25 protein-coding genes and 1 other RNA gene are annotated in these 21830 nt (G+C 65.5%); 13 read left to right on the top strand and 13 right to left on the bottom strand.

What is annotated here, in order from left to right:
- The first annotated feature begins 199 nt into the window (after nt 1-199).
- Complete coding sequence (locus tag AC1VNM_RS12860) at nt 200-703, top strand: winged helix-turn-helix transcriptional regulator (RefSeq protein WP_377153034.1); 504 nt, start codon at nt 200-202, stop codon at nt 701-703.
- Between the two features lie 19 nt (nt 704-722).
- On the opposite strand, the gene AC1VNM_RS12855 is transcribed toward AC1VNM_RS12860, so the two are convergent.
- Nucleotides 723-1352: a LysE family translocator gene (locus AC1VNM_RS12855; RefSeq protein WP_483107174.1), complete on the bottom strand. Its 630-nt coding sequence runs from the start codon at nt 1350-1352 to the stop codon at nt 723-725.
- A gap of 117 nt (nt 1353-1469) precedes the next feature.
- The gene (locus AC1VNM_RS12850; protein ID WP_483107173.1) at nt 1470-2276 is read right to left on the bottom strand and encodes a helix-turn-helix transcriptional regulator; all 807 of its coding nucleotides are present in this window, start codon (nt 2274-2276) and stop codon (nt 1470-1472) included.
- 132 nt (nt 2277-2408) lie between these two features.
- On the opposite strand from AC1VNM_RS12850, the gene AC1VNM_RS12845 reads away from it, so the two are divergent.
- Nucleotides 2409-2774: a hypothetical protein gene (locus AC1VNM_RS12845; protein ID WP_483107172.1), complete on the top strand. Its 366-nt coding sequence runs from the start codon at nt 2409-2411 to the stop codon at nt 2772-2774.
- A gap of 15 nt (nt 2775-2789) precedes the next feature.
- Here the strand turns inward: AC1VNM_RS12845 and AC1VNM_RS12840 are convergent, their stop codons facing one another.
- The 3 genes from AC1VNM_RS12840 to AC1VNM_RS12830 all read right to left on the bottom strand — a co-directional run bounded on the left by AC1VNM_RS12840 (nt 2790) and on the right by AC1VNM_RS12830 (nt 5292).
- On the bottom strand, nt 2790-3212 hold the full coding sequence (locus AC1VNM_RS12840; protein WP_483107171.1) for a DUF1810 domain-containing protein: 423 nt from the start codon (nt 3210-3212) through the stop codon (nt 2790-2792).
- 800 nt (nt 3213-4012) lie between these two features.
- Entirely contained in the window at nt 4013-4339 is a 327-nt protein-coding gene (locus tag AC1VNM_RS12835) for a contact-dependent growth inhibition system immunity protein (protein ID WP_483107170.1), read from the bottom strand.
- Nucleotides 4340-4341: 2 nt separating this feature from the next.
- Entirely contained in the window at nt 4342-5292 is a 951-nt protein-coding gene (locus AC1VNM_RS12830) for an RNase A-like domain-containing protein (RefSeq protein WP_483107169.1), read from the bottom strand.
- 225 nt (nt 5293-5517) lie between these two features.
- Between AC1VNM_RS12830 and AC1VNM_RS12825 the strand changes: the two genes are divergently transcribed.
- Nucleotides 5518-6252: a hypothetical protein gene (locus tag AC1VNM_RS12825; RefSeq protein WP_483107168.1), complete on the top strand. Its 735-nt coding sequence runs from the start codon at nt 5518-5520 to the stop codon at nt 6250-6252.
- Nucleotides 6253-6726: 474 nt separating this feature from the next.
- Here the strand turns inward: AC1VNM_RS12825 and AC1VNM_RS12820 are convergent, their stop codons facing one another.
- Nucleotides 6727-7704 carry a hypothetical protein gene (locus AC1VNM_RS12820; protein WP_483107167.1) on the bottom strand — a complete coding sequence of 326 codons (978 nt, stop codon included), beginning with the start codon at nt 7702-7704 and terminating at the stop codon, nt 6727-6729.
- A gap of 809 nt (nt 7705-8513) precedes the next feature.
- Nucleotides 8514-8843 (bottom strand): hypothetical protein, encoded by a 330-nt coding sequence (locus AC1VNM_RS12815; protein ID WP_483107166.1) that lies wholly within the window; start codon nt 8841-8843, stop codon nt 8514-8516.
- Nucleotides 8844-9731: 888 nt separating this feature from the next.
- Between AC1VNM_RS12815 and AC1VNM_RS12810 the strand changes: the two genes are divergently transcribed.
- A complete protein-coding gene (locus tag AC1VNM_RS12810; RefSeq protein ID WP_483107165.1) occupies nt 9732-10118 on the top strand; it encodes a hypothetical protein in 387 nt (128 codons plus the stop codon).
- On the opposite strand, the gene AC1VNM_RS12805 is transcribed toward AC1VNM_RS12810, so the two are convergent.
- Together AC1VNM_RS12805 and ffs are read right to left on the bottom strand one after the other, a co-directional pair.
- Nucleotides 10108-10587, bottom strand: coding sequence for a hypothetical protein (locus AC1VNM_RS12805; RefSeq protein WP_483107164.1), 480 nt, complete (start codon nt 10585-10587; stop codon nt 10108-10110). The genes AC1VNM_RS12810 and AC1VNM_RS12805 overlap by 11 nt on opposite strands.
- A gap of 251 nt (nt 10588-10838) precedes the next feature.
- Nucleotides 10839-10936, bottom strand: an RNA gene (ffs, locus tag AC1VNM_RS12800) — signal recognition particle sRNA small type.
- 293 nt (nt 10937-11229) lie between these two features.
- Between ffs and AC1VNM_RS12795 the strand changes: the two genes are divergently transcribed.
- On the top strand, nt 11230-11652 hold the full coding sequence (locus AC1VNM_RS12795) for a hypothetical protein (protein WP_483107163.1): 423 nt from the start codon (nt 11230-11232) through the stop codon (nt 11650-11652).
- Between the two features lie 37 nt (nt 11653-11689).
- Complete coding sequence (locus tag AC1VNM_RS12790) at nt 11690-12568, top strand: alpha/beta hydrolase (RefSeq protein ID WP_483107162.1); 879 nt, start codon at nt 11690-11692, stop codon at nt 12566-12568.
- Here AC1VNM_RS12790 and AC1VNM_RS12785 read toward each other — a convergent pair.
- Nucleotides 12558-13343, bottom strand: coding sequence for a class I SAM-dependent methyltransferase (locus AC1VNM_RS12785; RefSeq protein WP_483107161.1), 786 nt, complete (start codon nt 13341-13343; stop codon nt 12558-12560). The genes AC1VNM_RS12790 and AC1VNM_RS12785 overlap by 11 nt on opposite strands.
- 114 nt (nt 13344-13457) lie before the next feature.
- Nucleotides 13458-13835: a SirB2 family protein gene (locus AC1VNM_RS12780; protein WP_377153053.1), complete on the bottom strand. Its 378-nt coding sequence runs from the start codon at nt 13833-13835 to the stop codon at nt 13458-13460.
- Nucleotides 13836-14044: 209 nt separating this feature from the next.
- On the opposite strand from AC1VNM_RS12780, the gene AC1VNM_RS12775 reads away from it, so the two are divergent.
- On the top strand, nt 14045-14572 hold the full coding sequence (locus AC1VNM_RS12775) for a hypothetical protein (protein ID WP_483107160.1): 528 nt from the start codon (nt 14045-14047) through the stop codon (nt 14570-14572).
- A 3-nt stretch (nt 14573-14575) separates the two neighbouring features.
- Nucleotides 14576-14974: a hypothetical protein gene (locus tag AC1VNM_RS12770; protein ID WP_483107159.1), complete on the top strand. Its 399-nt coding sequence runs from the start codon at nt 14576-14578 to the stop codon at nt 14972-14974.
- Nucleotides 14975-15033: 59 nt separating this feature from the next.
- Here the strand turns inward: AC1VNM_RS12770 and AC1VNM_RS12765 are convergent, their stop codons facing one another.
- Nucleotides 15034-16158 (bottom strand): AIR synthase-related protein, encoded by a 1125-nt coding sequence (locus AC1VNM_RS12765; RefSeq protein WP_331613085.1) that lies wholly within the window; start codon nt 16156-16158, stop codon nt 15034-15036.
- Nucleotides 16159-16265: 107 nt separating this feature from the next.
- Between AC1VNM_RS12765 and dnaX the strand changes: the two genes are divergently transcribed.
- From dnaX to AC1VNM_RS12745, 4 genes are all read left to right on the top strand, one after another.
- Nucleotides 16266-18524, top strand: a complete 2259-nt coding sequence (gene dnaX, locus AC1VNM_RS12760; protein WP_483107158.1) for a DNA polymerase III subunit gamma/tau — start codon at nt 16266-16268, stop codon at nt 18522-18524.
- 179 nt (nt 18525-18703) lie between these two features.
- Nucleotides 18704-19030 carry a YbaB/EbfC family nucleoid-associated protein gene (locus tag AC1VNM_RS12755; RefSeq protein ID WP_377153060.1) on the top strand — a complete coding sequence of 109 codons (327 nt, stop codon included), beginning with the start codon at nt 18704-18706 and terminating at the stop codon, nt 19028-19030.
- A gap of 34 nt (nt 19031-19064) precedes the next feature.
- Nucleotides 19065-19652, top strand: a complete 588-nt coding sequence (recR, locus tag AC1VNM_RS12750; RefSeq protein WP_483107157.1) for a recombination mediator RecR — start codon at nt 19065-19067, stop codon at nt 19650-19652.
- A gap of 73 nt (nt 19653-19725) precedes the next feature.
- Nucleotides 19726-20115: an MAPEG family protein gene (locus AC1VNM_RS12745; RefSeq protein WP_377153063.1), complete on the top strand. Its 390-nt coding sequence runs from the start codon at nt 19726-19728 to the stop codon at nt 20113-20115.
- Nucleotides 20116-20189: 74 nt separating this feature from the next.
- On the opposite strand, the gene AC1VNM_RS12740 is transcribed toward AC1VNM_RS12745, so the two are convergent.
- Nucleotides 20190-20828, bottom strand: a complete 639-nt coding sequence (locus tag AC1VNM_RS12740) for a TetR/AcrR family transcriptional regulator (protein WP_483107156.1) — start codon at nt 20826-20828, stop codon at nt 20190-20192.
- Between the two features lie 315 nt (nt 20829-21143).
- On the opposite strand from AC1VNM_RS12740, the gene AC1VNM_RS12735 reads away from it, so the two are divergent.
- Nucleotides 21144-21806, top strand: coding sequence for a DUF3313 domain-containing protein (locus AC1VNM_RS12735; RefSeq protein WP_483107155.1), 663 nt, complete (start codon nt 21144-21146; stop codon nt 21804-21806).
- Nucleotides 21807-21830: the final 24 nt, after the last annotated feature.

Raw genomic sequence — 21830 nt, 5'->3', positions numbered from 1 at the left:
ACTCCGGCGTCGAGGGCCCGCCGGGCGGCGAGCGATGGAGCGGACTATAGGAACGTCACTTTCATCATGGAAGTCACTTGGCGCGGAATGCACTGTTGCGGATTCGTCAACTAACTTGCATGATGAAAGTCAGTGAGAATCGCCGGACCGCCGTCGCGCCGATCGGGTGCGGCGGCCTTGGCACCACAAGGAGACCCCGATGCGCCGCACGAGCTTCGAAGACATGGCCTGCCCGGTCGCGCGGGCGACGGACATCCTCGGCGACAGCTGGAGCATGCTGATCCTGCGCGAGGTGTTCTACGGGCATCACCGCTTCGACGAGTTCGTGACCGAGCTGGGCATCGCGTCCAACACGCTGACGCGCCGGCTGGGGGAACTGGTGGAACGGGAGCTGCTCGAGAAGCGGCTCTACAGCGACAAGCCGCCCCGCTATGAGTACGTGCTGACGCAACGGGGCCGCGACCTGCGGCCGGTGATGCTGGCGCTGCTGACCTGGGGCAACAAGCACGCGGCACTGAAGAACAAGCCGGTGCGCCTGATCGACACGGAGACCGGGGAGCCGGTGGAGCTCAAGCTCATCGACGCCCGCACCGGCAAGGCGATCGGGCCGCAGCACAAGGTGGAGCGGCGATCGGGGCAACCGAAGAAGGTGGAGCTGTTCGCCTTCGACGGCGTGGTGCCGACCGCGGACGAAGCGGCTTAGACCCTGACGGACGTCGCCGTCAGCGCTGAACCAGCGCGAGCTTGACACCCAGCCCGACGAAGGCGGCCGCGAAGCCGCGGCGCATCCAACGCAGCACCGGCGGGCGCGTGAGCACGCGATCGCGCATCGCGGCGGCGAAGACGCCGTAGACCGCGAACACGGCGAGGGTCATCGCCATGAAGACGAGGGAGAGCTCGATCATCAGCGGCGTCGGGTGCGGCTCATCGCGGGCGATGAACTGCGGCAGGAAGGCGAGGAAGAAGATCGAGAGCTTCGGGTTGAGCAGGTTCACGAGGGCCGCGTGGGTCACGACCTCGCGCGCGGAGCGTGGCGGGCTGCCGGCGTCGACGGCGAGCGGTCCACTGTCCTTCAGCGACATCCAGGCCATGTAGAGCAGGTAGACGACGCCGACGTACTTCACCGCGTCGAAGGCGACGGCGCTGGCGTGCAACAGCGCGGCCAGGCCGGTGATCGCGGCCAGCATGTGCGGGAGGATGCCGATCGTGCAGCCGAGGGCGGCGTGGAGCGCCGCCCGCGCGCCGCCCGACAGGCCGGCGGCGAGGGTGACCAGCGCGCCGGTGCCGGGCGAGGCGACGACGATCAGCGAGGTGATCAGGAACTCGGGATTCGAGAGCGAGGAGAAGGGCACGACGGACCTCGGTGCGGTGAAGGCGGGGAGGTCATCGTCGGCGCGCGCCGGTGGCGCGTCTTGGATGAAATTGCAGGCGGGCCAGTGAGCCCGTCGGCCTCAGTCGCCTCAGCCGCCTCAGCGAAAAGCGGCGGCGTACGCGCCCGGCGCGATGCCGAAGCAGCGGACGAAGTGGCGCGTCAGATGGCTCTGGTCGAAGAAGCCGCTGGCGGCGGCGACATCTGCGAGCGGCGTACCGAGCGCGATCAGTCGGCGCGCGTGCTGCAGGCGGCGCTGCACGAGGTAGGCGTGAGGCGGCAGGCCGGTGGCGCGGGTGAAGCCGCGCAGGAACTGGAAGCGGCTGAGGCCCGCTTCGCGCGCGAGGTCCGCGAGGCTGACTGGCGCGGTGAGGTCGTCATCGAGGCGAGACCGTGCGATCGCGATGCCGACGGGGATTGCGGGCAGGGTGGCGGCGCGCGGCTGGAGGAGCGACTGCAGCAGCAGGAGCAGGGCGCCGTCCATGCGGAGCGTGTCAGTGGCCCCGGTCGGCGTGCCGGCCATCGCATGGAAGAGCGCCTCGAAGCGGCCGGCGATGCGGTCGTCGTGCAGCGTGGGGCGGTGGAACTCGACGTCGCCGATGGCGCGGCCCTCCGCGATGTCGGCGACGAGATCGCCGACCAACTCAGGCGAGAGGTACAGCATGCGCCAGGCGCGCCCGTGATCGCCGAGCGGCAGGCCATCGTGGACCTCGCCCGGGTTGACCGTGATGACATCGCCCGCGACGGACTCGACCATGCCGCGGCCGCTCGCGGTCTTCTGCGCGCCGCGATCGATGCGGCCGATGCCGAATTCATCGTGGATGTGACGCGGGAACGCCTTCGCGCTGTCGGCGGCGACGATGTCGACGCCGGGGAGCGGGCAGGGGAGGCGGATGAAGGCGGGCATGGCGTGGCGCGGAGGATGCAGCGACTCTAGCAAGGCCGAGGCACCCATAATCGCGCGCCCTCAACGCCCTCAACGCCCTCAACGCCCTCAACGCCCTCACTGGTTCCCGCGCTCCTGCCCACCTCGCTTCGTATGGCCAACATCGTGCAGCTCGTGCTCTTCGGGCTGATGCTCATCGGCAATGCGATGCTGACGGTGTCGATCGGCGGAGAACTCTCGGGGGTCCTGACCTTGCTGCCGCCAGGGCTTGCGCTGATCGCGGGCCGGGCGGACTCCAAGCGGCTTGCGAGCTGGGCGTCGCTTGTCGTGAACACGTTGTGGGCGCTCATCCTGGGCTACATCGTGGTGTTGGTCGCGACGAAGTCACCGATCAAGCTGGCCGCGATGCCAGTCTTTGCCTTCGCGCTGCTGGCGTTGTGGAACGTGGCGTTCGCCTGGCTGCGGCTTTTCCCGTCGGAAGACGTCGTAAAGACGCCGGCGGCGGAACCGACGCCGTGAAGCGGTGCTCGCCGTCTAGGCGAGCAGATCCAGCGTGCGCTGATCCGGCTGGCCGCCGAAGTAGCGGTCCAGCGCCTCGATGAACACGGCCTCGTCGCCAGACGCCTTCGCGAACAGTGTCAGCGACGAGCGGAACTTCATCGCGTCCACGACGCCCAGGATCTGCTCGGCGGTCTTGTTGCGGTGGGTGTTCATCAGCGCGACGCACTCGCGCAGACGCGGCCCGAGGACTTCGTGGTCGAGATAGGCGATCGCCTCATCTAGCGACTGCATCCCGTAGAACTGCGCGGTGCTGCTCACGCCCAGCCCGCGCAGCTGCGGGAAGAAGTACCACATCCAGTGGCTGAGCTTGCGGCCGCGTTTCAGTTCGGCGAGGACGTCGGCGATTTGCGGAGCTTGAGCGTCCAGGAAACGTTGAAGGTCGTGAGGCGAAGACATATCTGCTTCATTCCTTTGCTTCGTTCGAACTCTAGCAAGGCGCACCGGCGATCTTCTCGGAACCGGATCCTCCCCTGGATTGATGAGATTCAGCGGGGAACTCAAGGGTTCTACCGATTCCAGCGCTGCCCCTGGAACTGAGACTGCACTCTCCAGTGAGGGAGAAGCGATATGGCACAGACCATTTCCCGCCGCCGGCTGCTGCTCGGCGGCCTGTTGGCGATAGCCGTCGGCAGTGTTGAGGCCAAGGGCCGACGAGGCGGAGGGGGCAGTCGGCGCCATGCGCCGTCGAGTCCAGGTGGAGGCAATGGCGGTGGATGTGGCTCGCGAGGTGGCCCGGGAGGACCCAGGGACAAGAACGGCAAATGCCCGGGGTGGCGGAAATGATCCGTCGATTGCTCGTGCTTGCCCGTCTTGCGATCTTGACGGCGCCGCTCGCTGTGACGGCGTCCATCCCGCTCTCTGCTTGCGGAGGTGGAGGTGACGACGGTGGCAGCTGTTGCCGGGTATGCAGCACTGGCAAGGCGTGCGGCGATTCGTGTATCGCCGCGACAGAAACTTTCCATATCACTGGCGGCTGCGCCTGCAACAAATAGGTCCGTCCCCAAAACGAAAAAACCGCCTCCCGGCGGTTTTCACTTGAATGAGGTTGACGAGCCTTACCCTCCCCGGTGCACGACGAGAGCCCAGTGTTCATCGGGGTTGTGGCCGATGAGGTAGACGTGTCGGTACACAGTCTGGGTCCGCAGGCGGGAATGTATCAGCTATGCGGCCTGTACCTCGCGACGGTCGCAAAACTGTCAGTTGGACCGAGCTTGGGCGGCTTCCAGCTCCCCGCGAATCGCCAAGAGGAATTCGCGTGTGGTCGGGCGGAACCCGGTTGGGATGATGTCCGGGCGAAAGTATTCCTGGAAGCGCTCTTCCATGCCGACCTCGCCGGTTTCCAAGAATCCGTCAATGTCGCCTATGAGTAGGCGGCGGAGTGGGGCATCGCTATCGGCCACGAACGCGGCCACCACTTCTTCGAGGCTGTCGCCGTTGATGTCGAAGTCCTGGTGGAAATAGCCACCCATGAACGCGGTCAACTCGGGGAAGAGCTGCTGACCCTTGGTATGAATGACTGGCATGGTCAAGGTATGGGGTAAGCGGTGAGGATGAAGTAGACGCGATTTTGTTGTTGAACCCTGCGGAACACGACCATCAACCGGGTCATCTGCTGGAACTGCCCGGTGGCACGCACCACCCCTTCGCCGACGGACATGGACGCTTGGTAGGGGAAGGAGAACGGGCGACTGCCGACTTGAGCCGTCTTCGCCCACGCTTCAATCTGTGCGGCGTTGGCCCGGACCGCAGCACTCACGTGGCGCTCTGCGTCGGCCAGTGTGCGAAACGTCGTAGCGGCGGGGATGCGTGTCTCGGCGGCTAGGCGAACTCGAAGCTGAGCCTCAGTCTTCCCCACATGCTTCAGGATGGTGTGACCACCCGCAGCCTCCTCCGCCGCGAGACTGATGGTCCCTCTCCGCACGGCCAGGGCCCGAAGTGCCCCCACGCCGCCAGCCAACAGGGGGATGGCGATGTCAGCCCCGAGCCCGATCATCTCGGCGGTCTTGGGGTCTGCGCCAAGCGCAGCCGAGAGGGCCTTGGCCGATTCCGCCGTGAGCGTTGAGGTGTCCTTGCCTGTGGCGATTTGGCGGATGGCCGACGTGGTGGTATCCACGCCGTGGACGCCGAGCGTGGCTCCCGCGACCTTGGTGAGCGCGGTCGGTTCCGGCACCAGCAGGAGCCCCCCGGCGCCCACGAGTTCCAGTGCTCCTCCAACGAGCTTCCCGATGCCCCAAAGTCTGCTGGACAGTGAGGGCTCAGACTCTACGGTCTCGCCTGCCAGTACCGCCGCCAACTGGATCGGGGTCAGGACGATCTGCAACCCGGCGTCAGCCTCTTGCACAAAGGCCGCGCCTTCCGCGGCCAATGCCAAGCCAGTGGGCCCAGGGCTCGGCGAACGGGATCGACACATCGTGCCCTTGTCGATGAGCTGCGAGTCTGTGGCGCACAACGGGCCAGGGATACGTGCGTTCGCCATGAGGGAGGTCCTGAGACGGTACTTCGAATGCAGCTGTCACTCATTTCGATTCGAGCGCCTTCAATGTAGGTGGCCTCGACCAAGCCATAGCGTGACCATCGTCACCTGTCCGACTGCCATGTCCCTTGCAGTCTGCCTCTCAGTTGCACCTGAACGGCGAATAGCCAAGCCGTTCTAAACGGCTCCGGGCACAATACGTGTCTTCCCAAACCCCTCTTAATATCCATGACAGATCAACTGTTCGCAACGCTGTACGCGCCACTCGCGGCGGTTACCGTTGCGCTCTTTGCAGGCGGCATATCGCTCATCGGCCTGGTGATTGCTAAAGAGGGAAAGACCTCGGACCATAGGCAGGCATGGATCGATGCTCTCCGTAAGGAACTCGCCGATTACTATGCTGGCGTTGTCGAAACCGTGTACACGGTAAAGGCCCTACAGTCGGAGGGTACGCAACATACTGCACAGGATGAAATGAAGGCGGTGGCCGAGTCCTACCGTAGGTATGCGACCGCCGAAACCAGCATCCGTCTTCGAATTAACGCAGCCGATTCGTCCGCCAAGCTGCGTGATTTGAACTCAGAACTTCTTGGCTCCATCACGAAAATTGAAGACCTCTTTGGAAATAGCGAGTTCAAGGCGTTCAAGGAGAGCGAGGCGATCATGGACGAAGCAGCCAAACTTATTGCTACTTCGTCAAAGGTCTTAAAGTTGGAATGGGAGCGAGTGAAGTCTGGAGAGCGGTGGTACCGCTGGATGAAATGGATCAGCGCCGCAGTCATGATCGCATCGCTAATCGGCATCGCATACGTCGGCTTCCGCGGCTCTAACGCGCAAGTCGCCACGCCGAATGTCGACACACCCGCGACCTCCCCCGAATCCGGTGCTTCCTCTGTGAAGTTGATGAAATCGGCCTCACCGGAAGCGGCTTCGTCCCCGCCGCCTCGCCCCGCAAGCAACTGACAGAGCCGGCAAAGAAGGCTTCCTCGTGAATGGGTATTGAACATGTCAACGGGCAACTCATCTCTGGCGAGCAAAGGCGCGGATGCGTGTTTCGCGATGGGATCGAGTTGGAGCAATTGACGGGTGTTGCGGTGAAGGTGCGCGGCGTGTCTATCGAAGCAGCGCCGTGCATTGCCTAACTCCGCGACCGCCTAATGACGAACGATGACTGATGAACGGTCTCAGGACATCGGTGTCCAGCGGACGATGTGGTTTTTGCTCGCGTGGCTGAGGAGCAGCAAATCCGCTGCCGAGGCCTTGATCCGCCGCAACCTTCGGAGTTCTACAACAAGGAAGATGCGAAGAGCACGGATGCCTTGCCATTAGGCTGTCTTCTAGACAAAGGGTCCAGAGCACTTATCGCCGGATTTTGTCCCGCCGTATACGAATGTCGAATGAATCAGAAGGTAAGAGGTCGTCTGTCAAAGCGCCTTGCTACTCTCTCGGCCTGTCATCGCTATTGACGCTAGGCTTTCCAGGAATGGATGCTAGAGAGCTGTCTGGATTTGAGACCGCGTGATGCAGGCGTCTCAAAAACGCGGGGCGTCCCGTGTAGCCTCGCCCTCCCCGGGTAACAGTTATGGATTCCATCGTGCCCTCGCTAAGGCAAGCGCGAAACTCGGCCACGGTGTTGGACATCTTCATCAGAAGCTCTTCGCTCTCCACACGACGGCGGCTCATGAATGCATGTAGGCCGTCGATAGTGACGATATCTACGGACGCCCGTAAGTGCCATGAGGAGGCACCTTGCCAATGTAGCCGAATATGATTTTTTGCCTGAATCTGCATTCCCTGCAAAGACTCATCCCAAAAGCATTCGAACAATTCGCCTTCGATCACGATGAGGGGAAGACCGACCTCCCCGTATTTTAGTTCAGCATGAACATCTCCACGCGGGCTATTCTCTTCCGCGACCTCCGCCTGCGTTGCACTGATCACACCCTGCATCGCCGAATAGAACTGATCCTTCCCCTTATTGAACGCTTGCCTTCCACCAAATCCCACCCGGCGCGGAGTGTCGAAAATGCTCAGTTCGTGCAATGTTGGATCACCTGCCAAACACCATAGGGCAGATGTCGCCAAATCGTTCCCTTGTGTCTGAGCCACGCAGGCACTGGGCGCGATGCTGGCATGATCAGAAGAGAAGACGATCCACGGGTATCCTTTGCTCCATTTGCATTCAATGTAATGGGATACTCGCAAGAAGGTGCCATCCTTCTCCATCGCAACGTCCCCGACAACATCAATTTCCCTAGGGGTTTCATCGTCAGAACGATAATGCTTCCCTTGGTCAACTTGGAAGCCGCATTCCCGAAGAATTTGCGCGGTCTTAAACTCCAGCGGATAGCCCTCCCCCTGGAGCCAATCAAGTACCCGAGCTTCGAGCGGCTGGTGTGGTTTTGGATTTGACATGAGATAGCTGCAAAGGCGTCTTTAAATTGTAGAATTTCCAAAAACAGGCTCTATTGCATTTGGTGGATCAATCCGGCCAAAGCCATTTTTCCGAGAGCGCCTACATTTTTCGGCTTTAGCTGTTAGGGTATTGGCGATGCTGAAAGGATAGGTGACTCGCAAATGTGGCACAGCAAGTCCCTACGAATGCCTCCAACAACTCTTTAGGATCAGTTGGAGGCGTATAGGGTCGTGGTGACGACACCTTACGCAAGTAGTCTTCTAGTGGCTGTAGGGCGCTCAAGTCAAGTTTTATTTCCAGCCGATGACTGATTTTATTCCTCAGCGTGTTCATGTGTTTTATAGCCGGGATGGGGTCATATTTCTCATCACTTACCAGAACCTTCCAGGTAAGCAGATTGATTCGCTGTCCGAATGTCAATCTAGGCTTTTCCCAATCGAGTCGCGGAAGGGTTGCTTTTAGGTACTCATCCATATAGTGCTCAATCAAAAGATGGCACGTCAGAAAGTATCCGAGAAGCCCGTGATCAATGTCCGCGATGCGCTTCCAAATCACTGAGCCGTTCGCTACGCCGCCGAACATCGGTGGAAGGCTTGGTTGCTTGAGATCATTCATTTTTTAGGGCGCGTCTGTGAGAAAGCATGTCAATCCCGCCAGCTTTGACGCTACTCCGAAACCTAGCTGGCGGCTACACAGAACGTTCCCTGAACCGTTTGTACCCTGTGATCACCTTGGCGCTGCGCGCCATGGCTGAATGCTGCTCAGCCCTATCGCTGCACCAACCCATTCGCTGTGTATCGCCGAAGTGTCAGACCGGCAGCGGCTCGATGGTCACGAACTCTTCGGCAAGGGCCTCCGCAAGGGCCTCGTCATCCAGCCTCAAGGCCAACGCAGGGAACTGCGTGCGGGCCGCATTCAGCGCCATCTCAACCGCCGCCCACCCTCGACTCGCCGCCGCACGCTGAGCATCGTTGGCCGGCAGATGAGGGGTCAGGAGCTGGGGCGCAGCAAGGTGGGCCTCAATGACCCCTTGCGGCCCTCCTAGGCACTCCTCCAGCACACGACGGACCACCAGCTCGGCGCCCTCAAGGTCTCGATGAAGAACCGCGACTTGGTGCATGAAAACTTGGTACAGCACGCTCGCCTCCAACAGGTCAATTGCCACACTGTATTAATATACAGTAGTCGCCATGTTGGTCCACGCCCTCTGCCTCCGCAAGCTAGGTGTCAAGCTGACGCCCGCTGAGCTTCGCCTTCAGACCCCCGTCGTGGGCCATCTCAGCTTCGTGCCGAGAGCGTACGACAGGCGGGATGGGCGCGGTGCGTGGTACTGCTGCGTCGTGCCGGAGGTGTGGCAGCGCGGGGGGCACCTTGGAGCTGTACAGCGCGAAGCCGTTGAAGATCGAGTCGCGGGGCATCCTCATTGCCGGGATGGAAGAGTTCTGGGAACGCAAGCGTTGCGCCAGTTTCAGGCAAGCGATTTGGGCTTGGCCTGCGCCGGGTGGGAATCAGAAGGTGCCCCCACCAGGTGCCACAGTGGACTCGATGAGGTTCGTGGACGCGCTCGCGGCGCTGGTTTGAAGGCCAGGAGCCATGAAGACCGCTGCGGCAGAATTGCGGGATGTGGCTCAGAAGCGAAGTCGATGAGAGCAAGCTCTATCAAGTGGCCTTGTGCCAGGAGCCGAGTGGGCGGCGCAAATTTCGCCTTGTCCCCGTAGGGAGTGCGGCGCCTGCTGATGCCGTGTTCTTGACGGAAGTTGTGCCGACCGCTTTGCTCTTGCAGCGCAATTTCCATGGAATCGCGCAGGCGGTGCGTACAACCACGGGGGAGCCCTTCCAGGTTGAGGCGCACGGGGTCTGGTTCTCTAATGCTGAAGCTAGAGCCCTTGATGAGGACGTTGAGTGGGCCAAGGTGCCCTGGGTCAACGGACGCGCCCCGCTACTGCCGCCGATGTAACTCACCTTACCGGCGCCCTAGGTGAGCGCCCAGTAAACGAACGGCCACCTTGACGGTTAATCTCCGGGCATGCGAGACCTGTTAGTGGCCGAGGTCGAGCGCATTGACCCGACCTCGGAAGGTGCGTTCGTCACGTTGAACAGCGAATCTGGGCAACTCGTTGCCTTTTGCTATCCGTGTGCTTGTGACGTGGGCGACTACGTCGGGAATCGGCTGCACGCGGACTTCGTCGTGAAGCTGCAGTCACCATATTTTGAAGACTGGCCGGCCGCCGAGCGGGAACTTGCTGCGCGCCAGCGGTTGGACCGCACGGGCACGCATTCCTACAGCGGTTGCGGGCAGGTTATCGACCCTCATAGCGGGCTCGTGCAGGTGTGCGGATTCGTCATCGACTTCGGCGAAGTGCCCTCAGGCGCCGAGTTCGTTGAGTTTGAGGTCACGCGGTTCAGCCTTTAGCTTGCCAACGGTGCGGTAGCAGATCGGCGATTCGGCTCGCCGTCTGCGTCGGCAGGCCGTGTCGTTGCTCTTGGAATGAGACGCTGTAGGCCGTGTCAACGATGGATCGATGCTTGGAGTAGTTCACCAGATCATCAACGTACTTGAAGCCTGCGTGCCCGCTGAGTTCCTGAAGCAACGTGGATAGGGCTGCACCATCGGTCATTTCGGCAACGGCACTTGAAACTCTCCTGAGGTCTACCTGACGCTCCCCAAGCTGGGTAGCTCGATCGAGGTCCATGCCGAGGGCGAAAAAGAGAACGTGGCTTAACGTGTCTGCCCTGGCGTGAAGGCTCTGCAAGCAGGCGACGACGTGTGCGGCGGCTTGATACCGGGCCTCGCCGAATCGATCTGACCCTTCTTCACCCGCCATGAGGACCAGTTCTTCCAGTACATCGGTGTCATCTCGGTCGCCGATGGCTTCCTTCATCAGGTCCATCGTTGAGTGGTAGTGGAAGCCGGCGTAGTACTCGCGCTCAATCGCCGACCGAAGGGGCGGATTGAGTTTCCGAAGTTGATCGGAGCCGTGCCGGGCGTGAACCAATGATCGAAGTTCCGCAAGGTTCCATCGCTGTGGTGCCATGTATTGCCCCTCAAAGTGGTCCGACTAGTTCTGCGGCTCCGCCGCATGGGCGCCCACAAACGAAAAAACCGCCTCCCGGCGGTTTTCACTTGAATGAGGTTGACGAGCCTTACCCTCGGCACTGGTCACAACGGTTAGGGCTGCTTGGTTCCCCATCTGACCCGGTTGGCCGCGCTTCCATGCGAGGAGGCCCGTCACCTCGCATTCTATCCGAGCTTTCGAGGGGCTCCGGACGAGCCGCCCCCGTTCGCGCCGTCGCGCACTTCTCGCCGTGCGACCCGCGTGCGAACAACACCGCTCCGCCGTCGACTCACCCGTCGCGCCTGTGGTTAAATCCGTTCCGGACCTCGCGGGCGCCAGCCCTCCAGTGCCATCGCCGATTTACCAACTACTTGCGGGCGATCAACAAATGCGGCTAAAGCGTTGCGGCTCCGACTGCCCCCGGGCCGGCAAACGCCGGTGATCTCTGTGGGCTCTCGGAGTTTTTTCATGTCCGCTCGTCTCGCCCAGTTCGATTCGCTGCTGTCTCGCCGCCGCGCCGCTCGCGCCGCCACCACCGCGCCCGCCCAGCCCCCGCGCACCCTGCGCGACCCCTGGGGCGAACCGGTCGCCGAGTTCTCCCGCTTCCCGTCCGACCTCGAACTGCTCAAGGCCGCGTTCCGCCTCCAGGCCGACGACTGGATCGGCGCGCTCGCCGACGACGGCCAATCCCATCGCCTGAACGCCGCCTGGCGCCTCGCGCTGCTGCGCGCCGATCGCCATGGGCGCGCCCGCTTCTCGCGCGAGGTCGGCCCGCAGTGGCTCAGCTCGCCGCGCGTCGCGCGGCCCGGCGAACGTCCCGCCGCCCTGCGTCGCGAGCTCCACGCCGCCGCCGTCCACCAGCTCTGGCTGGCCGGCTGGAAGCTGGTCTGATCGGATCACGATGAGACGGCTGGCGCGGATCCTCCTTGTGACCGTCGCGCTCGCCGTCCTCGGTGTCGGGGCGCTCTGGCTCGCCGGTCGGGAACTCGCCGCACCGGCCTTCCGCCCGATCGGCGCGCCGCCGCCGGTGCTGCAGGCGCGGCAGATCCAGTTGGTGACGTCCTCCGACGTGCTCGTGTCGGGCTGGTGGAGCCCCGGTCGTCCCGGCCTCGGCGCCGTCCTCCTGCTGCACGGCGTGCGCGGCGATCGCCGCCAGATGCTGCGACGCGCGCAGCTGCTGCATCGTCAGGGACGCGGCGCGCTGTTGATCGACCTGCCCGGCCACGGTGAGAGCGGCGGCACCGCCATCACCTTCGGCTGGCGCGAGTCCGAAGCCGTCGTCGCCGCGCTCGAGTTCCTCGCCAAGGAGGCGCCTTGCGAGCGGCGTGGCGTCATCGGCGTCTCGCTGGGCGCCGCGTCGACCGTGCTGGCGCGAGACCGGCCGCGGATCGACGCCGTGGTGCTGGAGTCGATGTACCCGACGATCGAGGACGCGGTCTCCGACCGGCTCAAGCTGCATCTCGGCGATTGGGCCGGCGGACTGTCGCCGCTGCTGCTGTCGCAGTTGCCGCTTCAGCTCGACGTCACCGCGCAGCAACTGCGCCCGATCGACCACATCGCCGAATTGCACGCGCCGCTGTTGGTGATCTCCGGCAGCAACGACCGCCACACCACCGTCGCGGAGACGCAGCGGCTCTTCGCCGTCGCCGCCGAACCCAAGTCCTTGTGGATGGTCCCGGGCGCGGCCCATGTGGACCTGTTCGACTTCGCGCCCGAGGACTACACGAGGCGGGTCTCCGCGTTCCTCGCGAACCGTCTGGAGAGTCCCACCTGCGTCCCCGACCTGGCGGCCGCGTTCACGCCGTGACGAGCCGCTCGGCGAGCCACGCCTCGGTGGCGTAGGGGAACGCGATCGTCGGCGCGCGCAGTTCCGCGTAGCGATCCTTCAAGGCACGCAGCCGATCCGCGACGATCGCTTGTTCCGCCTCCGGCAGCGCGGCGATGAAACTCACCGACAGGATGCGGTCGAGCACCACTTGCTCGAACGTTCCCACGTGGCTGTGCGGGAGCACCGTCCGCTGCAGCGGTCCGAAGAGCGACTGTCCCTCGAAGGGCTGCTTCCACGTGCCCTTGTAGAAGCGCGGCGCATCGCCCTCGTAGGGGGTGACGATCTCTGTGATCTCGGCGACCCAGTCGCGCGATTCGTCCCGCACGTTCCAGATCAGGCCCAGTCGTCCGCCGGGCCGCAGCACACGATGCATCTCTCGCAGCGCCTGGCCGTTCGCGAACCAGTGGAAGGCCTGGGCGCAGACGAGCACGTCCGCAGCGCCGTCCGCCAGCGGGATGGACTCCGCCGTGCCCGCGAGCGCCTGCACGCCGGGCAGGCTTTCCGAGAGACGCGCGCGCATCGCGTCGACCGGCTCGACCGCTGTCACCGTCGCGCCGGTGCGCGCCAGCAGCTTCGTGAACTTGCCGGTGCCCGCGCCGAGATCGAGGACCCGCGCGCCCGCCTGGACGCCGAGCGCCTCGCCCAGCCAACCGGCGAGGGCGTCGGGGTACTCGGGGCGACCGCGCTGGTAGTTGTCGGAGGCGCTCGTGTAGCCGCGCTGCGCGGCGTCGTGGATGAGGGTGTTCGAGGGCATCGGACGATCCTACGCCCGGCTAGGCGAGGCGGCGTCAAGCCCGCGTCGTTGGCGTGATCGCCCGTCGACCGAACGGCCGTCCAGCACCGATTCCTCGACCGATCGAGGCGCGTCTCAGAGCCCGAGCAAGACCTGACGCGTCACCGACACCGCCATCACATACGCGAGCGCCACCAGCGCGAGCACGTAGCCGAGGATGCGGAACTCCCCGCGCCCGAAGGCCCAGTGCCCGGTCGCGAAGTAGACGCCCAGCGCGATGAACTTCGCCGTCATCCAGGGCTCGTAGCGCGGGTCGTGGTGCAGCGCGCCCCACAGGCTCAGGCCGGACACGACGATCAGCACGTGGCTGCTGAACACCAGCGTGCGCAGCCGTTCGTCCGCCACCCACGCGGCGCCGAACTGATGCGCCAGCCCGCGGACGAGGAACAGCCCGATGCTGCACCACGCCAGCAGCGCATGCATCTTCACCATCGGGCCGTAGAACCAGTCCATGACCGGGGAGCTTCGTCACCCGGCGGGGGGATGTCAACCTGGGGAACGCGAGGCGGGCAGGGCGCCCGGCAAATCCCCCGACTTCCCTCGGAAGAGGGCCCTCTCCGCATCCCCCGTCACCCACAACTTTGAGTCATGGCAGAACGCCTCTCGATTCCGAGAATGAGCGCATTGCATCGACGTGGGTCGGTGATGGAAAGGCAGTGACGATGTTGAATCGAGTCGAGTTTGAAGACGCGACGCCGCCGGTGGGTGCCGCGATATCCGAAGTGGAGCGCTCTTGGCTGAGCCCGAGGTTCGTCTGGGTCCACAGCAAGGGGCAGGCGCCTTACCAGTTCCGACCGTGCATGGATCCGTGCTCGCCGCACGAGTGGCCCTACAACTTGCAGGCGCTGCGAGGAACCGAGGACTACGCGGACATCCTCGCCTGGTACTGCCATCGATATCCGGCGGTGTCCCGCGCCGATCTGGACCGCCTGGTTGAGGAATTGGCGCTCTGCGTCGGTGATCGGCAGATCAGCGTGGAGATCCATCACGACATGGATACCCAAGAGCGGTTCCCCTGGTTCCTGGTCTGGGGATTCGCCAAGGTGGTCTCCGACGATGAAGATCAAATGATGGACACGTTCCGCACCAGGTGTCGGGCGTCGCCCCTCCTGTTTCCTTCGTACGACGTCGCGATGGTGTCCTTCAGGGCAGGCCCCTTTGAGGACCGGCACGTGTCGGAGTGGAGTTGAGACATGCGAACCCAAGTCTTCAATCCCGGAGAAGTCCTCGAGGTGGCAGAGTACCTCTCGTCATTGGCAGGTGAGGCCAACGCGCGAAGTGCCATCTCCCGCGCGTACTACGGTGTATTTCTGTTTGCGCGGGACCTGGCAGATATCGACGATGAGTGTCCAACGGCTCACGTTGACACCTGGCGGCATTACGTCGACTGTGGAGAGGGCGAGGTCGCGGATGGCCTTCGACAATTGCGGCGACAGCGGAACGTCGCGGACTACAAGACCGACCTCAACGTTTCCACGCGCCAAAGCGATGAAGCTTTGAAAACATGTCGACGTACTCAAGCCGCCCTGAATCGAATCGCGGGTCGGATCAAGTATCGAGCGGGGGTGGCCGCTCTGGCGGATTCGCATTGATCACGAAAGAACGACGAAGGGCGCCTCAGCGCCCTTCATTCCTTCAGACCTGACCCCGCTCAGCGCAGTTGCAGATCGTCATCCCCGAAGCGGATGTCCAGCGGCTCGATCAGCAGCTGCTTCTCGCCATCCTCGACGCGGCCCGCGTCCCATGCGTCGATGCCGCAGGCCTTGGCGATCTCCACCACCTTCGCCGCCTGGTCCGCCTTCACGAAGATGGCGAAACCGGCGCCCATGTTCAGCGTCGAATACGCCTCGCGATCGTCCTGCTGCGCGTGGTCCTGGATGAACTTCAGCACCGGCGTCACCGGCGGCACCGTGTGGATGCGGTACGTGAACTTGCCGGGGTGGCGCAGCAGTTTGCGCCAGCCGTGGCCTGTGATGTTGGCGCAGTAGTGCGGCGTGATGCCGGCCTTGTACAGCGCCTCGGTCACCGGCGAGTACAGCGCCGTCGGCGCCAGCAGCGCGTCGCCGTAGGTCAGGCCCGGCTGCACCTCGGTCAGGTAGCCCTGCGGCAGGCGCTCCGTCAGCTTGCGCGCCAGGCTCAGGCCGTTGGCGTGGATGCCCGACGAGGCCAGCAGCACGATCGCGTCGCCCGCGCCCAGCTTGTCGCCGACCGACAGGCGTTCCTTCGGATTGATCAGGCCGGTGCAGGACGCGGCCAGGTCGATGCGGCCGCCTTCGACGATGCCCGCCAGCGCCGGCGTCTCGCCGCCGCCCCAGGCGACCTGGCAGACGTCGCAGGCCTTCTTCCAGCCCGCCACCAGCGCCTGCGCGCGCTGCGCGTCGCCGAACCAGTCCGAGCCGCCCGCGGCCCAGTAGGCCTGCACCACCAGCGGCGTCGCGCCAACCGTGATCAGGTCGTTCACCGCCATCGCGATCGTGTCCTGCGCGATGCCGTCGTAGTAGCTCTTGCCGGTCAGCGTCGCCATCTCGTCGGCCACCAGCGTCTTCGTGCCCAGGCACTCGACGATCGACGCGATGTAGAACGGACCCACGTCGACGACGTACGCCGACTCGCCGCGCGATGCCTTCACCTCGGTGAAGCCGTGGGCGCTCAGGTGGCCGGCGGTCGCGGCCGCGGCGCGCTGGGCGCTGATCTTCAGCGGGTCGATCAGGTCGTAGTTGACGCCGGCCTGTTCGTAGCTCAGCGTGCCGGAGGAGGGATCGTGCGGGGTGCTCATGGGCGCGGATTATCCGTCAGCGCCGAACGCCTCTCCTGACAAACCCGGACGCGTTCCCGCCGCCGCCCGTCCGGGCGTGCCAAGCCGCCCCCGTAGAATGCCCCGCCATGAGTTACCAGGTCCTCGCACGCAAGTACCGCTCCCGCACGTTCGAGGAGCTGATGGGTCAGGAACACGTCGTGCAGGCCCTGGCCAACGCGCTGACGCAGCAGCGCCTGCACCACGCCTATCTGTTCACCGGCACGCGGGGCGTCGGCAAGACCTCGGTGTCGCGGATCCTGGCCAAGTCGCTGAACTGCGTCGGACCGGACGGCACCGGCGGCATCACCGCCCAGCCCTGCAACGTCTGCGACGCCTGCCGCGACATCGACGCCGGCCGCTTCGTCGACTACGTCGAGCTGGACGCCGCCTCCAACCGCGGCGTGGAGGAGATCTCCCAGCTGCTGGACCAGGCCGTCTACAAGCCGGTCATCGGGCGCTTCAAGGTCTACATGATCGACGAAGTGCACATGCTCTCGAACACCGCCTTCAACGCGATGCTGAAGACGCTGGAGGAGCCGCCCGAGTACCTGAAGTTCGTGCTGGCGACGACCGATCCGCAGAAGGTCCCGGTGACCGTGCTGTCGCGCTGCCTGCAGTTCAACCTGCGCCCGATGGCGCCGCAGACGGTGCTGGAGCACCTGACGCGCGTGCTCTCCAACGAGCACGTCCCGAACGAGCCCGGCGCCCTGCGCCTGCTCGCCCGCGCCGCGCGCGGCTCGATGCGCGACGCGCTGTCGCTGACCGACCAGGCGATCGCCTTCGGCTCCGGCGAGCTCAAGGAAGCCGGCGTGCGCCAGATGCTGGGCAGCGTCGACCGCGGCCATGTGCTGGGCATCCTGAACGCATTGATCGCGGGCGATGGCGCCTCGCTGGTCGGCGCGTCGGACCGGTTGCGAGACATGGGCCTGTCGGCGGGCGGCACGCTGGAGGATCTGGCGGTCGCGCTGCAGCATCTGGCGGTCGCGCAGGCGGCGCCGGGCGCGCTCGACGCGAGCGATCCCGACCTGGCCGAACTGCTGCCGCTGGCAGGCCAACTGCCGGCGGATGAGATCCAGCTGATGTACAGCATGGCGCTGCATGGCCGGCAGGAACTGCCGCTGGCGCCGGACGAGTACGCCGGCCTCACGATGGTGCTGCTGCGCATGATGGCGTTCCGGCCGAACGGGCAGGGCGCGCGTCAGCCGTCGGCGCCCGAAGGCGCGGCGCGTCCCGCACCGGCCTCTGCCGCGAGCGCCGCGCCGGTCGCTCGTCCGCCCGCCGCGCCCGCGCCGCAAGCCGCGGCACCGCTGACGGTCGCGCCCGCTCCGGCGCCCGCCGTGCCGCGCGTTGCCGAAGCGGCGGCGCCCGAACCCGAACCCGAGCCTGCGGAAGCGCCCGCAGCGGCGCCGGCCCCTGAGTCGCCCGCTCCGGCGGCCGCAGTCGCTGAAGCGCCGCCTTACGCCGCTGCGCCGGCGCCCGCACCGCCCGCAGAGCTTGCAGAGCCTGCCGTTGCGCGACCGCCTGAGCATGCGCCTGCGCCTGCGCCGACACCGGTGGCGGCGGCACCCGCCCCTGAACCCGTGCCGGCACCAGCGCCGGCGCCAGTGCAGGCAGCGCCGCGCGCACCCGCTCCGTCGGGTCCGTTGCGCGCCGCCACCGCGGGTGCGCCCGCGACCCGTTTCAGCGAGCGCCTGCGCCCGCGCGCCGCGCCGCTGCCCGCCGCGAAGGCCGAGGCCGACGGCGAGGAGCCCGAGGACCTGTCCCCGCCGCACGATGACGACGGTCCGCCGCCCTGGATGGACGTGCCGCCGCCGTCCGATGAGGAAGCGTCCGTCGGCATGTCGATGCCGGACATGGACGATCCGATGCCGTCGTCCGGCGATTCAGGCGGCGGCAGCGGTGGCGGCAACGGCATCTACGTGTCGACTGCGATCGAAGAGGTCGAGCTCGCGCCGACGGCGCTGGGCGAGCGCTGGTACGCCGTCGTGCCCCAACTGGGCCTGAACGCGCTGGCGCGCGAGCTGGCGCTGCAGGCCGAATGCCTGGAGATCGACGAGACCGCCGAGCCGCAACGCTGGCGTTTCCGCGTCGAGCGCGAATCGCTGCGCCAACCCGGCCTGCTGGAGAAGCTGCAGTCGGTGCTCGCGGGCTTCGTCGGCAAGCCGGTGCGGGTCGACATCGAAGCCGGCCGCGCATCCGATTCGCCCGCGCTGCGCGACACGCAGGCCACGCGCGCCCGCCAGCGGCAGGCGGAGACCATCATCCTGGAAGATCCGGAAGTCCAGCAGTTGCTCGCGCAGTTCAAGACGGCGAGGATCCTGCCGGGCTCGATCAAGCCGGTCTGAAGATCCGGCCGCGGACCGCCGACCTTCGACCGCAGACGGCCGATCGCAGGACCCCACGACGAGGCGCCAGCGCAGGCGCGCGTCGTGGGCGACAATCCCGCCCATCGCATCGACCTCCGGGTCATCTCCGGGGCGGCCCTCCACCGCCCCATTGAATCTCTGAACAAGGAATCACGATCATGATGAAGGGTCAACTCGCAGGCCTGATGAAGCAGGCGCAGGCGATGCAGGACAACCTGAAGAAGGCGCAGGACGAGCTCGCCAACATCGAGGTCGAAGGCCAGTCCGGCGCCGGCCTGGTGAAGGTCACGATGACCTGCAAGCACGACGTCAAGCGCGTCGCCATCGACCCCAGCCTGCTGGCCGATGACAAGGACATGCTGGAGGACCTCGTCGCCGCCGCGTTCAACGACGCCGTGCGCCGCGCCGAGGAAGTCAGCTCGGAGAAGATGGGCAAGCTGACTGCCGGCATGCCCATGCCCCCGGGCATGAAGTTCCCGTTCTGAGCGCCGTTCTGATCATCGATCGGATCGGACTGCGGTGACCGCGCTCGAGCAGTTGATCGAGGCCCTGCGGCGCCTGCCCGGCGTGGGCCAGAAGTCGGCCCAACGCATGGCCTACCACCTGCTGCAGCACGACCGCGCCGGCGCCGACGCGCTGGCCCGCGCGCTGCAGTCCGCGGCGACCAACGTGCGGCATTGCGAGCGGTGCCACACCTTCAGCGAAGCGCCGCTGTGCCCGATCTGCTCGGACAGGCAGCGCGACGCGCGGCTGCTGTGCGTGGTCGAATCGCCGGCCGACCAGGCCGCGATGGAGCGCACCGCCTCCTACTTCGGCTACTACTTCGTGCTGCAGGGCCGGATCAGTCCGCTGGATGGCGTGTCCACGCGCGAGATCGGCGTCGATCAACTGCTGGAGCGCGCGGCCGACGGGCAGGTGGAGGAGGTGATCCTCGCCACCAGCTTCACCGCCGAAGGCGAGGCGACCGCGCATGTGCTGGCCGAGGCGCTCCGCGCGCGCGGCCTGCGCAGCACACGGCTGGCGCGCGGCGTGCCGGTGGGCAGCGAGCTCGAGTACGTCGACCTCGGCACCATCGCGCATGCGCTGGTGGATCGCCGGTCCACCTGACGCATCAGCTCCGGCGCGACCCCCTGATGCGGACCGTCGACGCACCGCCTCCCGACCCGGTGAGGGATACCCCATGACCATCGCCAACTACTGTCTGATCGTCGCGTGCCTGATGCCGGTGCTGTGCGCCGCGCTGGCCAAGTCCAAGGGCTTCGGCAAGCGCCGCCGCGACGGCGGCTTCGACAATCACGACCCGCGCGGCTGGCTGACGCGGCAGGGCGGCTGGCAGGCCCGCGCGAACGCGGCGCAGGCCAACAGCTTCGAATCGCTGCCGCTGTTCATCGCCGGCGTGCTGGCCGCGCAGCAGATGCAGCACGCGCAGTCGCGCATCGACCTGCTGGCGATCGCTTTCGTGGTCACGCGCGTCGTGTATGTCGCGCTCTACATCGCCGACCAGCCGAGCCTGCGCAGCCTCGCCTGGGCGGTCGGCACGGCGCTCAGCGTGGCGCTGTTCTTCGCCTGACTTAGGCTGACCCTCGCCCGACCCTCGCCCGACCTTCGCCCGACCTTCGCCCGACCTTCGCCTGACGATGCGATTCAGCGCCCGGGGCGAGCTTCGTCGCGTGGCTTCGCGCCGCCCAGGAACATGTCGACGGCGCGCATCGCGCGCTGCTCGATCTCGGCGCGCGACATCTGGCGCGGGCTTCTCTCGTACAAGCGCTGCCCCGTCTCCGCGGTCAGCAGCGACATGAATTGCATCGCCGTGATCGTCGGATCCAGCTTGCGGATGACGCCGCGCTGCATGGCCTCGGCGAACAGCCGGGTCAGGGCGTCGACAAGCTGCTGGGGACCCGCGCGGTGGAACAGGGGACCCAGGTCCGATCGGCCCGCTTCCGCCATCACCATCCGGTAGACCAGGATCGCGCGACGGTCGTTGAGCATCACCTGCAGCACGCAGGTGCCCGCCTTCGTCAGCAGCGGCGCGAGCGCCGGGCCGCCGTCGATCGCCGCCTCGACGATCGCCGTGGCTTCCGCCAGATGCGCCGTGGCGAAGGCTTCCACCACGGCGACGAACAGCTCCTCCTTGGACGGGAAATAGCCGTAGAGCGTGGCCTTCGACCCGCCGAGCCGCCGCGCCAGTTCGCTCATCGACGTCCCCTCGTAGCCCGCTTCCTCGAAGAGCTCGACAGCGGCTTCGATGATGGATTCCCGTCTTGCCTGGGTCCTCACTCGCATCGTTGATCTCCAAAACAGTACGGATCTGTACATTTAACTTGACACCACAACGGCCGCTTCAATACCGTACTGATCCGTACCGTATTGTATTGGAGCGCCCGATGCTGAGCTACTTCCTGCACCTGATCGACCTTCTGGGGTTGTGGCTGCTGCTGCTGTTGCCGCGCAAGCGGCCGAGGCGGCGCGGCGCGCGTCGCTGACACGTCTCCGAACGACACGGACTGTGTGTCCCCACCCATTCTTGAAGGTGATCCGATGACCCGTTTTCCCACTTGCCGCCTCGTCCCGCGCGGGCTCTCCCTGCGTGGCCTACCCTTGCGTGGCCTGCCCCTGCGCCGCCTGATCCTGCTGGCCGTCGTGGCCGCGGTGTCGACCGGCTGCGCCAGCCCGCAGCCCTATCCCTATGCCGGCCTGGCGTCCACGCCCGAGCTCCGTCCCAACCCTGCCGACGACAGCGGACATGTGCCTTACCGCCTGCCCAGGACCGTGGACTGGGGGCAGTACGGCTCGGTCATCGTGGACCCGGTGATCGTGTATCGAGGCGCCGACCATCAGTTCGAGGACATCTCGGACGACGACAAGGCCGTGCTGGCGGGTGAGATGCGGCGGGTCTTCGCCGCGGAGTTGGAGCAGCGGTTCAGGCTGACGACCGTTCCCGACGTCGGCACGCTGCTCGTGCGCCTGACCTTGACCGGCGCGAAGACGACCACGCGGGTCGTCAGCACCTTCACCCGGTTCGACCTGGCGGGCGGACCGTACAACGCGGTGCAGGCGGTCCGCGGCAAGGAAGGCGCGTTCACCGGCTCGATCTCGTACGCGGTCGAGATCCTGGATGCCTCGACGCAGGAGTTGCTCGGGGCCTACGTCACCAAGCAGTACCCCAACGCGTGGAACCTGGGCGCCACCTTCGGGAGGCTCGACGCGGCCCGGGTCGGCATCGACAAGGGCGCGGAGGACCTGCTGGCGCAGTTGCGGTGACCGGCGATTCCCGATGAACGACGG

The organism is Mitsuaria sp. MSU3D (genome assembly GCF_056867975.1).
Note: the sequence above shows the minus strand (reverse complement) of the source record. Positions and strands in the feature narration are given on the sequence as shown.